The sequence below is a fragment of the Desulfitobacterium sp. genome, assembly GCF_034927245.1.
In the GTDB taxonomy this organism is placed as follows: Bacteria; Bacillota; Desulfitobacteriia; order Desulfitobacteriales; family Desulfitobacteriaceae; genus Desulfitobacterium_A.
This window is the reverse complement of record NZ_JAYFQK010000040.1, coordinates 11699-24459: the sequence shown is the minus strand read 5'-3', so window position 1 is coordinate 24459 and position 12761 is coordinate 11699. Positions and strand designations below refer to the sequence as shown.

The 12761-nt window shown below is 40.2% G+C and carries 8 protein-coding genes; 2 read left to right on the top strand and 6 right to left on the bottom strand.

What is annotated here, in order from left to right:
- Window positions 1-502: 502 nt before the first annotated feature.
- On the bottom strand, window positions 503-2677 hold the full coding sequence (locus VB077_RS10660; RefSeq protein ID WP_323415218.1) for a sigma 54-interacting transcriptional regulator: 2175 nt from the start codon (window positions 2675-2677) through the stop codon (window positions 503-505).
- A 239-nt stretch (window positions 2678-2916) separates the two neighbouring features.
- Here VB077_RS10660 and VB077_RS10655 point away from each other — a divergent pair, with 239 nt between their 5' ends.
- Window positions 2917-4146 carry an aminopeptidase gene (locus VB077_RS10655; RefSeq protein ID WP_323415217.1) on the top strand — a complete coding sequence of 410 codons (1230 nt, stop codon included), beginning with the start codon at window positions 2917-2919 and terminating at the stop codon, window positions 4144-4146.
- Window positions 4147-4224: 78 nt separating this feature from the next.
- Here the strand turns inward: VB077_RS10655 and VB077_RS10650 are convergent, their stop codons facing one another.
- On the bottom strand, window positions 4225-4536 hold the full coding sequence (locus VB077_RS10650; RefSeq protein WP_323415216.1) for an STAS domain-containing protein: 312 nt from the start codon (window positions 4534-4536) through the stop codon (window positions 4225-4227).
- Between the two features lie 97 nt (window positions 4537-4633).
- On the opposite strand from VB077_RS10650, the gene VB077_RS10645 reads away from it, so the two are divergent.
- Window positions 4634-5203, top strand: coding sequence for a hypothetical protein (locus VB077_RS10645; protein WP_323415215.1), 570 nt, complete (start codon window positions 4634-4636; stop codon window positions 5201-5203).
- 181 nt (window positions 5204-5384) lie between these two features.
- Here VB077_RS10645 and recQ read toward each other — a convergent pair whose 3' ends face one another.
- From recQ to VB077_RS10625, 4 genes are read right to left on the bottom strand one after another with little or no spacing between them, the layout of a single operon-like run.
- Complete coding sequence (gene recQ / locus VB077_RS10640; protein ID WP_323415214.1) at window positions 5385-7496, bottom strand: DNA helicase RecQ; 2112 nt, start codon at window positions 7494-7496, stop codon at window positions 5385-5387.
- Between the two features lie 44 nt (window positions 7497-7540).
- A complete protein-coding gene (locus tag VB077_RS10635) occupies window positions 7541-8737 on the bottom strand; it encodes an MFS transporter (protein ID WP_323415213.1) in 1197 nt (398 codons plus the stop codon).
- Window positions 8738-8739: 2 nt separating this feature from the next.
- Window positions 8740-12003, bottom strand: a complete 3264-nt coding sequence (locus VB077_RS10630; protein WP_323415212.1) for a DEAD/DEAH box helicase — start codon at window positions 12001-12003, stop codon at window positions 8740-8742.
- 56 nt (window positions 12004-12059) lie between these two features.
- Entirely contained in the window at window positions 12060-12761 is a 702-nt protein-coding gene (locus tag VB077_RS10625) for a response regulator transcription factor (protein WP_323415211.1), read from the bottom strand.

Sequence of the window (12761 nt, the reverse complement as noted above, 5' to 3'; positions counted from 1 at the left end):
TGTCTTACGAAACCCTATTCCTTAATTGAAAAAGTATATTTCCTTCCCATCCCCCTTATAAATATGTTGTACAGTATTATGAAGAGTTTTAATTGTCCGATAATTATTGCAATTGTTGTGCCACACTTTTCCACTTTAGCAAGTATCCATGTCTTATCTGGCATATAATTACAATTAGCAGGCATCATTTATACCGTAAATTTTCTTTGTTATTTAGCAAGAATTTCACAAGTAAGCATTCATGCGGGATTTAGTTAAATTGATTTAATAACTAAATCGCTTTAAAATTATTCTATAAAAATAAAAAATTTATTGTTTAATGTCAAAATCGTAAAAAATTTGGTATAAGGCAGAAAGAAGTGTGTCCATAATAAGAGACAGTTGTTTGGTTTATAATTTTAAAACCCTTCATAAACATTGTGTCTGGTTGTATCCAGAGGATACTGTCTCTATAAATAAACACTGTCTCTATTTATAGACATGTAAATTTAGTAATTTAGGATCACATGTGGGTTAATTGGTGTTTCGACATCTTTTTATAAAGTGCCGAGCGATGAATTCCGAGAAAACGCGCTGCTTGCATCTTGTTTCCATGGGACCTCTGAAGTGCTAATTGAATCATTTTACACTCTGCTTCATTTAAACCTTCTTCTAACGTCATGAAATGATTATTCTGAGAATTCAACGCTTCAGATTTACCATCTAAACCGCCACTTCCCGATTGTCTATCTCCGTTACCGTGGAGAGGTAAGGAAAGATGCCATACCTGAATCCATGATTCATCACAAGTGATGATCGCTCGCTCTAAAATATTCTCTAATTCACGAATATTTCCGGGCCAGTCATAAGACCGTAAATAGTCAAAGGCTTCAGGCGTAATCCCATCAATGAAGGAGCCAAGGCGATGATTTAGTTTCTTCAATATTGAATTTGCAAGATGCTCAAAGTCTTCCTCTCTTTCACGCAACGGCGGAAGTTCAATATTTATGACATTAAGTCGATAGTACAGATCCAGACGGAATTTATGGTCAATAACCATTTGGTAAAGATCACGGTTCGTTGCCGCGATGACTCTTACATCGATTTTTATAGGTTGTGTTCCGCCAACACGTTCAACTTCTCGTTCCTGTAAAACCCTTAGTAGTTTAGCTTGCATTGACAGTGGCATGTCTCCTATTTCATCAAGAAAGATGGTTCCTTTATCCGCAAGCTCAAATTTCCCGGGTTTTCCACCCTTGCGTGCCCCGGTAAATGCCCCTTCGGCATAACCAAACAATTCTGATTCCAATAAATTTTCCGGTACAGCCGCACAATTGATTTGAATCAAAGGTCCTTTCTTACGATGACTGGTTTCATGAATAGCATGCGCAAAAACTTCTTTTCCCGTCCCGCTTTCTCCTAATAATAGGATGGTTGAGTTTGTACGTGCTGCCCGTTTAGCCAATGTCTTAGCCGCTTGCATACTCGGGCTGTCCCCAATAATATCACTAAAAGCATATTGAGGTGAATGAAAGCGACACAATTCGTGTTTATAAAAAGCCACATCTCCCTCAAGCCGCATAACTTTTTTGGCAAAGAGTTTAGCCAGTTCCATGTTTTTGAAGAGGGTTTTACCGAGTGCCCCGATAATTTTGCCATCACGTTCAACAGGTGCCCGCATTATGATAAAGTCTTTTTCACCGATTTGCATATGTTCCCCAAATTGAACTTCGCCCGTTTTAAGAGTATTAGGCAACTGACTTTCTGGGCTAATCTCGTTAATCTTCTTACCGACTATATCTTTTGCTTCCATCCCCATTTCGTCTAAGAAGAACCGGTTGATAATCTCTATCCTTTCCTGATCATTGATAACAATAATTCCTTCATAGGTATTTTCTACAATTGCTTCCAATGTCGCCATGAGTTTTTGATTTGTGCTTAAGCGATCCGTAACTGCTTCAAGTTCAGTAACGTCCTTAAAAATGGCAACCGCACCCAAAACCTTATCTGCGGCGTAGACAGGGATAAAATCAGCATGAACGCTAATATCTCCATACGTTAGAGGAACACCATGCTGTGCTTCGCCCGTTTTTAGGGCTTTATACGTAAGAGATTCGGGTAATAGCTTTGTAATGGATTGACCAATCATATCCCGCGCAGGTAAACCGAGAATTTGTTCTGCAGAATGATTATAGAAAATAGTCGTCCCCTGCGAGTTTATGGCTATTATTCCATTATAGGGCAAATTAATGACTTTACTTACAAAATATTCAAGGTCTTCATATAATACATTCAGGGTTTGTACGACGTGCGTATTGCTTATCTCGCCCTTAAGTTTTCCATCTTGATCAATGACATAGGCGGAAATTTGCCTCTCTATAATATCTTTCACATGCAGGTCAAAATCATCATCGATATTGATAACCACTTCCGGCTTTTGAATAAATTCTCTTATCAGAGTAGTCCTAGCGAGACCATAATCTTCTAACGAATTTAACCCTTTAAGAACATTTTGGCTATCGATAATACCGATCAAAGTACCCTCTTCATCAACTACGGGAGCTTGAAGAAGATGGTGAGAAAGAAATATCTCAACAGTATCACTTAGAGAAGTATTATAAGAAAATCGCAAAACATCAGTCGTAATGCATTTTTTCCAATCGTACGATGACAAGGTAATTGACGTAAATCCGTCCATAATAATCACGCTCCATTGTTTGACGAACCGATGTCTAAATTATATATTAAATTCCGAAATATAGATATAATTTAGAATTTAAATTCGACTTTCAATATGGAATCTCCTGCTAATTAAGAAATTAATACCAATACTATTTAGTTATAGTAATGCAAGGATGAAATTGGTGTTTATTTATAAACGATGGTATACTTTACATCGGAATATATCGCTTGTCCTTGAGGAAAGGGGTTTTTTGATTGAATATCAACATGCTTGAAAAATATGCGGATTTAATTCTAAGAACCGGGCTCAATCTTAGAAAAAATCAGATATTATTGATTAACTCACCTGTTGAATGCGCACCGGTTACCCACGTAATTGCAGAGACAGCTTATCGTTTAGGAGCAAAAGATGTTGTAATTGTCTGGAAGGATGAACTTTTCTCCAAAATTCGTTTTACATATGCTCCCGAAGACGTATTTGATGAATTTCCGGATTGGCAAAAGGAAATGTATATGAGCTATCTGCGTCAGGGCGCAGCTTTCTTGAGTATTGCGGCAAATGACCCGGAACTAATGAAAGATGTTGACCCTGTACGTATGATGAAAGCTCAAACGGCAAGCAGCACTGCTTTAAAAGAATATCGCGAGAGTTTGATGAGCAATCAGAATGTCTGGTGTGTCATTTCAGTTCCAACAGCTTCCTGGGCCAAAAAAGTATTCCCTGAGTTAGAAGAAGCAAAAGCAGTAGAAAAACTCTGGGAAGCGATTTTTAAAACTGTGCGTGTCGATCAAGCTGACCCGATTGAAGCATGGAAAAATCACAAATTTAACCTAAAACAACGGATGAATTATTTAAATGCTCAAGGCTTTAAATCACTGCATTACCGTAATTCCCTAGGAACCGATTTAACAATTGAACTGCCCGAAGCCCATCTTTGGCTAGGCGGCTCTGAATTTACACCGGACAAAACCGAATTCATTGCAAACATACCAACCGAAGAAATCTTTACTTTACCGAAAAAAACGGGAGTAAACGGCAAAGTCGTTAGTTCAAGGCCCTTAAATTATAATGGACACCTTATTGATAATTTTTCTTTAACCTTTAAGGAAGGTCGTATCATTGAATTCAGTGCAGAAAAAGGGTATGAAAGCTTGAAAAGCATCATTGAAACCGATGATGGCTCACATTATTTGGGAGAGGTAGCCCTTGTGCCTTACGATTCCCCTATCTCAAACTCTAAAATATTATTTTATAATACCCTCTTCGATGAAAATGCGTCTTGTCATTTAGCCATTGGCAAAGCATACCCGGTTTGCCTTAAAAATTCGGGTTCTTTAAACATTGAAGAACTCGAGGCTGCGGGAGTAAATGACTCCTTACTCCATGAGGATTTTATGATTGGAACTGCTGACTTAGAAATTTCGGGTATAAATAAATTTGATCAAATCGTTTCTATTTTTAAGCAAGGTAATTTTGTAATTTAATGTCTTCATAATGGATTGAAAAAAATAAGCTCCGCCGCTCAAGGAGATATCCTTAAGCAGCGGAGTTTATTTTTATTTTTATATGATTTCAAACACTTTATTCAGACGTGTCATTTGAAAGAGATTTTTAATGGCACCGTGTAATCCTTTGATTACAACCCCGCCACCTAGATTAACGGCCTTTTTATGGATTGCAACCAACACGCCTAGTCCTGAGCTATCAATATAATTAGCCTTCTGCATATCAATTGTGAATTGGCTGTGTCCGTCATCAATCAAGTCATTTAGTTCTTTTCTGAGTAAGGCAGCATCCTCAACAAATAGCTTTCCTTCTAAATTAACCAAAACTTCCCGCCTATCTTGGTTATTTACACTAATATTAAATGACATCAATTTCCCCTCCTTAAGGTGAAACGTCTTACGAACGGAATTTTAAGCCTTAAATATTCATAAATATATTAGAAACGCTTGAAAACGAGGGATAATCATGCCTTCAAAAAAAGAACGCGATTGGTCAACAACAATCGTTACCTATTCTACTGTAATATTCGCAATCGTTTCTCTTATTACGGCATATATTACAATTACTAACTGGCGGACTCAACGCCAAGCGGATCGCCCCTATTTCAGTTTAAAAGAGTCGCCTCAGATAGAACTCCAAAAGGGAGTAACATTCGAGTTTGAATTCACAAATGTAGGCAAACATGCGGCTTCGAACTTAGTGAGTAATACGTATGTCTTCGATCAAAGCTTAACCTTAAAACCTATTCACATCGATGAATATGCTCTAATTAATGATATTCCGCGTGAAACTGCAACCCGTTTATTGATTCAGCTTAATGTTCAAGAAATTTCGTTTACCGATGTTGTTCGCCCACAATATCTTGTTATTTATCTGAGCTATACTGACCCTGTCTTAAACCAAGCCTATCAACAAGCTCTTTTTATGAAATGGGCGGGAGTGATCGATGAAGGTGCCCAACCTCTGGTTTATACAGAAGCCAGTGAAAAAGATAAAATTATCAATTACCTGAGGTCTTACCATCTAAAAATATAATGAACTCTATCGAAAATGTCCTAAACTTAATTCAATCAAGAATCAGAATGCTTCCCTCCTTATAATAAATTCTTAATTAAGATGATTCTCTTCAAATTCCATATTATCCTTTTTAAGGAATCATAATATTTTTTAATGCATATACAGAACAAAACGAATGTTCATAAAGCATTAATACTTTTTAGCATTTGTACTTAGCTAGTACAGCTTTAATCGCTATCCAGCCGACTTCTTCGGGTAAAGCATCTTTGATAGGCCGCAATCTTTCCCGACCGACCTTTTGAATAGCTTCAAGAATAAGCTTCTCCTGTCCGGAAGGGATTAGTGTTTCCCAGGGAACGGTATAGTCTTCCTCCTGGCAGCGAATCAGATGATCCTGTACCGTGGAAAGTGATATTTTTCGCAAAGCGGCAATTTCCTCCGGTGTTTTACCTTGTCTAAAGAGTTCTAGAGTTTGCTTATAGCTGGGTATTTTTGCGGGAGAAGCAGCAGGCTCAGAAGGTTGAACATCTGCCTTTTCCTCTATCAAATAAGCTTTAATCTCTTCGATAAAAGCTGCTCCATATTTTTCAAGCTTTTTTTCCCCCACTCCGCTGATGCGGATAAATCCGGCCTGATTTATCGGGCGGGTTTCGGCCATTTCACGCAGCGTGCTGTCGGAAAAGATCATATAAGGAGGAAGGTTTTCCCGAGATGCTGCATTACGGCGAAGAAGGCGCAGTCGTTCGAACAGACTTTGCGAATCACTGCCTGATTTCTCAACCTTGCGGGGCAGTTTTTGGTAAACCTTCTCTTGTCCTTTGAGAACAGGGATACTTTTCGGTTCAAGTTTGACTATAGGGTACTCTCCCGTAGATAAACGTAAATAGCTTTCAGTCATTAAATAGTTCATACGATCTTTAATTTCCTGAATAGACTTATCTTCCATGATCCCATGAGTTGAGAGTTTGTCAAACTGGAGTTCAATAACCTTTTTATTACGCGAACCTTTAAGGACTTCAGCAATAAGGTTCATCCCAAAACGTTCGTGCATTCGGGCAATACAGGAAAAAATCTTCTGCGCATCAATAGTGATGTCTATTGTTTCGCGTTCATCTAAGCAATTGCCGCATTTGCCGCATTCTTCAGGGACATTAACTTCTCCAAAATATTCAAGGATGGTTTTTCGTAAGCATCGCGTCGTATGGCAATAATCGACCATCTCCTGAAGCTTCTTGTACTCATTTTCCTTTCGTTCAGGCTGAAAGATTGTTTGCTCAATCATATGCCGTTGCAGCACAACATCCTGCGGCGAGAAGAGGAGAATACACTCGGCAGGCTCTCCGTCACGTCCGGATCTGCCCGCTTCTTGATAATAGGCTTCCATACTTTTAGGCATATTATAATGGATAACATAGCGCACATTTGATTTATCGATCCCCATACCAAAAGCGTTCGTCGCAACGATTATAGGGGTTTTATCATAAAGAAAATTCTCCTGGTTTTTTTGGCGGTCACTATCACTCATCCCCGCATGGTATTTCCCGACGGGAAGCTTTTTACTACGCAAAAAGGTGTGTAACGTATCGACTTGTTTACGGGTTGCCGCATAAATAATTCCGGATTCATCAGCATGGGCCTTTACATAATCTAAAAGATAGGCTTTGCGATTTTCTCCCCGGAGAGTGGAAAAGGTTAGATTAGGTCGGTCGAAACCTGTTACGAAAACCTGAGGACTTTGAAGTTTTAACAGATGTATAATATCTTCTTTAACCTCCTCAGTTGCCGTTGCCGTAAATGCGCCGACTAACGGACGAACATGAAGACTTAAAATAAACTGACTAATCTGCCTATAGCTGGGACGAAAATCGTGACCCCATTGAGATACACAATGAGCTTCATCAATGGCAATAAACGCAATCTCTAACCTATCCAGTAAAGTGAGAAAACTTTCCGACTCCAAACGTTCAGGAGCAATGTAGAGAAGCTTATATTGTTTGTGCTTTGTTTGTTCAATCCGCGAAAATGTTTCACGCGGAGAAAGCGAGCTGTTGATAAATGTGGCAGGTACTCCATATTCCTGGAGCGCATCAACCTGATCCTTCATTAAAGATATCAACGGTGAAATGACAAGGGTTACCCCTTCCAATAAAAGAGCCGGAATTTGATAAGCCAATGACTTTCCTGCTCCGGTCGGCATAATTGCTACAGTATCCTTCCCTGAAAGCAGACTAGCGATGACTTCCTTTTGCCCTGTTCGAAATTGGGAGTAGCCAAAATATTGCTGTAAAATTTTTAAGGCCTTTTCCATCATAACCAAAAACTCCTTTGGCATTTTTGTTTAGAAAATCCCGTTTACTAAACAATTTCTTGGGTTACCGCCGTACATTTTTCAATGCGGACTCTATTCGTTGCCAAGAGATTAATCATGGCAATCAGAGCTCCTCCGAGGAATACATATTCATAGCCAAAACGCATCCAGACAATACCGCCTATCCACGGAACGATCATCGAAAGTACATGATCCACGGTTGTACCCATGGACAGCGTCGGTGATACATCTTCAGGTTTTAGAGCAATTTTATTGATGTAGGTTGCTCTTGCCATACCGGCTGCCATAAGCATTTGATCGATTATATAGCAGGCACAGATCATGTAGATCGCGAGTTCACCATGCCCAACGCTTTCGAAAAAGCGCTTGGAAAAAGCATAACCCAAACAAATAAAAATGAGGAAGAACGCTTCTCCCGCAAGCACGAACCGTTCGCCACGCTTATCAATAAGATAGCCGACAAACGGCTTAAAGAAGATTCCTATACCGGCAATAATAAAACCAAGCAAGGCAAATGTGCTCACACCTTGGTTAAAGACTCTGATGAGTACCCACGGGGCAAAAGTAATAAAAATCTGCTTGCGGGCACCATATAAGATATTCAGTACATAAAAAAGAGTATATTCTTTGCGTACAAGGAGTTTAAAGCCCTTATGCTGCCGCCGGGAGGAACGATGAGTCATCTTCAGCATCAGCAGGGAAGCTGCTAAAAAGGCAATAGCCGCAATAAAAAAGACAACGCGATAATTCACTTTGACAACTTTAAAAATCAAAGCAAAGCAGAGATTAGCCAGCAGAAAGGCCGCCGTGTTGGCAGCGTTAATTTGCCCGAGTCTTTTGCCCATATTTCCTGCATCCGCAAGACTCATAGCAATACTATTTGATAAGGGGAGGTAAAGATGCATCCCTAGGCTGTAGAGAAGAAGCCAAATCACCATCGTATTCATACCTGAAGAAAAGAACCCTAAACCAAACATACCACAAGCGGCTAAGACATTTGCTAAAACTGCCAGCCGAATATCACCTAAAAACAGAAGAATCGTGGAAACAAAAACAACAGCAAACCCCGGAAACTCGCGGGGGATTTCAAGTAAAGTCCTTTGACTAACGCTCAAATGAAAGGTATCGCTAAAGAAATTATTAATGAAAGAATTATCAATACTTTGGCTGATTCCGAGAAGAGCGCTAGCCGTTAAAAACAGAATAAAATCTCTCTTTTTCATCCTTACCCCTCAACATCAATATTTTCTATAGCAAAAAGTTCTATTAGCTCTTTCTCCGTAAACTTTGAAAGCAATGTTTCTCCCGGCTGTATAATGGACTGAATAAGTTCTTTTTTCTTCTCCTGCATGACCAAAACCTTCTCTTCAATTGTTCCTTGGGTGACAAGTTTAATGACCTGTACAACATTCTTTTGGCCGATTCGATGAGCCCGGTCTGTTGCCTGATCCTCGACAGCCGGATTCCACCAGGGATCATAATGAATCACCATATCCGCACCTGTCAGGTTGAGACCGGTACCGCCTGCCTTTAAGGAAATAAGGAAGATCTGACCTGCCCCGTTATTAAATAACTGAACCATCCGCATCCGATCCGCTGCTTTGGTCGAACCATTCAAATAAAAATGTTCAATTTTCTTTGAGGTTAAATATTCCTGAATGATATCCAGCATGGTCGTAAATTGAGAAAAGACCAAAATGCGATGTCCGCTGTCCAGCGCATTTTCAATAACTTCTTCGAACAATTGCATTTTGCCGCTTCCCCCGTGGTAATCCTCAACGAACATCGCGGGATGGCAGCAGATCTGCCGGAGCCGGGTAAGCGCAGCAAGAATCTTAATATGACTTCTTTCAAAACCGACAGAAGCAATTTCTTTCGCAATATTCTTCTTGGCTTCTTGAAGAAAGGCAAGGTAAATCTTTGTTTGTTCTTCCGTCATCTGAGCATTCATCCGAGTTTCAATCTTTTCCGGAAGCTCTAAGAGAACATCCTTTTTCAGACGGCGAAGGATAAAGGGAGTGACATGCCGGCTGAGCTCGATAAGGGGTTCGGGATCATCCCCTTTGATGATCGGAATCTCATATTTTTTGCGAAAATCTTGATGTTTCAAAAGATATCCCGGCATGATGAATTGAAAAATAGACCAAAGCTCGGTAAGAGAATTTTCAATTGGAGTCCCGGTCAAAGCAAAATACCCTTTAGCCTGGAGCTGTTGAACAGATTTTGCATTAATCGTTTGCGGGTTCTTAATATGCTGCGCTTCATCTAAAAAACAATATGAAAACTCAATTTGAGCATATATATCCGAATCCCGTCTTAGGAGCGGATATGAGGTTACGACCATATCCCAATCCTTCAGGTCTGCAAGCAGCTCCTGTCTTGTATGGGGAGGACCGTCAACAACCAGGACGTTCAATTCAGGCGCAAACTTTCGGGCTTCTTCCTGCCAGTTATAAATTAAAGAAGTTGGGGCAACCACAAGCGCGGGGTGTGCAGCGGCTGATTTTTCAGAAAGGATAAAAGTCAAAACTTGCAGAGTTTTTCCCAGTCCCATATCATCAGCTAAGATTCCACCAAGGCCATACGAAGCTAGGGTTTTTAGCCATTGAAACCCTGTTTTTTGATACTCTCTAAGCACGCTTTTAAGGTGTTGCGGAATTTCATACTCTCCATCACCGGGTTCAAGAATATTCTGAACCAGTTGTTTAAAAGCCTTGTTACGTTGAATTCCCGGCAGATTAGCCTGGCGTAGATAATTATCAATATAGAGAGCTCTATATTTCGGAAGTTGAAGAACATTCTGCTCTAAATCTTCTGCCGTAAGATCCAAATATTCAGCAAGGCGGGCAACGGTTTCTAATTCCGGCTGATGCAAATTAATAAAAGAACCATCCTTAAGACGATAGTATTTTTTCTTGAGGTGTAACGCTTGAAAGATGTCGGCTAATTCGCCTTCATCAATATTATTGTAATGGAAGGATATCTCAAGCAGATCCATTTTCTCATCTAAACGAACTCCGCCTGAAAGGGAAACGGAATTACGAATTGTCATTTTAAAATCATCGGCATAATAAATCTCGGCGATACCCTGAAGTTGGGGAAGATAATCAGTAATAAATGTGAAGATTTTTTCCTCATCCTCGAGATGAATTTTCCCTTGATTAACGCTGAATTCCGCAAGTTCGAGCAAGACTAATACCTTGCGTTCCTCTTCAACAGCACGGATGAGAATCACCTCTTGAGAATTGTTGAGCGTATGACTCTCTCCGGTGGGTGCAAAAGGATTGATAGAGTTTTCCCCATAACGGAACTCAACGCGGGCAGCTAATCCATCATTTGCTCCGCGTTCAAAATAGACCTGAGTTACGAGCGTCTCACGACTAAACTTCTCTGCGAGTTGAGGCGCAATTTTAACCTTTCCCACTTTTTCCAACGAAGGTAGGGCCTCAGAGATGAAAAATTCTTTGCGGTTAGAAGGAAGAATCAGAGTTGAAGAATATTCTTTACGGAGTGCCTTAATCATAGCCGGAAGAATTTCCTGCTGTGCGGGTGTTACTTGATATATCTTTTGTTGGAATAGGAAGTAACTGGCATCCGGAAGCAATTGAAGGGGTAGTTCATTCGCTTTCAACGTCAAAGCAAGATTTTCCGCCTCTGAATTTAAAGAAAGTTCTAGGGGAAGTTCCTGCCGAATAATTTGTGTTTTTGTAAGCGGGGCGGATTCCAGGAACATGTTAAAGGATTTATCCCCTAGTGCATCCAGAAACTTTCTAAAATAAACACCTTTTAAAGGAATGTATTTTTTCCCACTAAAAGGAGCGCCGGAATACATATTTAACATATCAGTCCAGGCTAAATTTTGGTCATACATTTCCAGTAAAAACTCGATTAGCGGATGATCTTCGGCAGTAAAGGTTTGACGATGAGGTTCCAGCGTAAATTGCTTGCCGAATTCCAATGTCTTTTTACTCCGAAGGGAACTCAAAAATAGTCCGATGTCTTTAACCACGTAAAGCCGCTGCAGTCCAATTTTTAAAGAGAACTGTGCGGCTATGCGATGCCCCGGAACGAGGTAAAGCTCAAGTTCAACCTCAAGATTAAGCACTTCTTTAAAAGACTCCGGAGTATGATTTTCAAAAAACTCTAGGAATTCCCGCGCTGAGGAGCTATTCGCCTTCTTCTCAAAAATCAGGGGCAGATTTTCTTGGGTACTTTTTAAGACAGCAATTATGTGTTTGCAGGCACCGGGATAGGTACTATAAGCAGGACAGCTGCATTGATAACTGCTAAGGCTGCCCTCCGGAGTAAGCTGAAGCTGAGTGAGATAACGGGAAGTCCCCGAAACAAAAGCCCTCACTCTTCTGTCCGCCGGATTATATTCAAGAGGGCCTACCTTGCCTGCTTGATAATAAGCAACGCCAAGTTGATAGGCCATCGGATAGCTTGCTATGTTTCGCATTTCTCGATCTGTCATTGCCAGACGCAACATAAAAAGACTCCTTTGAATCGTTCCAAGCAAATGGGTTAAAATTTATTATAACACATTTATACTCTAAAGCGATATCCCGCACCCCATACGGTCTCGATATATTGCGGATTCGAAGGATCACTTTCTATTTTCTCACGGATTCGGGCAATGTGTACCGTAACTGTAGAAGATTCGCCAAAAGATTCTAGGCCCCATATTCGTTCAAAGAGATTATCACGGCTGAATACGTGATTGGGGTTTTGAGCTAGATAAAGCAATATATCGAATTCCTTCTGAGCCAGACTTACTTCTTCTTCTTGAACGAAAACACGTCGCGCTTCTTTCTCGATTTTCAGACCGCGGATCGATAATATATTTTGCTTGTTTACTCCTTTGCTGAAGCGTTCTTTTAACCGATCATAGTTATCCAGATGGGCATTGACCCGGGCAACAAGTTCTCCGGGGCTAAACGGTTTAGTGATATAATCGTCGGCACCATTACTTAACCCTTTTATCTTATCTATTTCCTCCTTCTTGGCTGAAACAAGAAGAACCGGAATATCCTTATCCTCTTTAATTTGGCGAAGGATCTCTAACCCATCAAGCCCGGGAAGCATAATGTCTAAAATTAAAAGGCAAAAGGCGTGTTCTTCTTTTAATATGTTCAATCCTTCCTTACCGTCGGTGCAAATAACCACCTCAAAGCCTGCCACTTCAAGATAATCTTTCTGAAGCTCGGCAATACAAAGATCATCTTCTATGATCAAAATCCTTTTCAC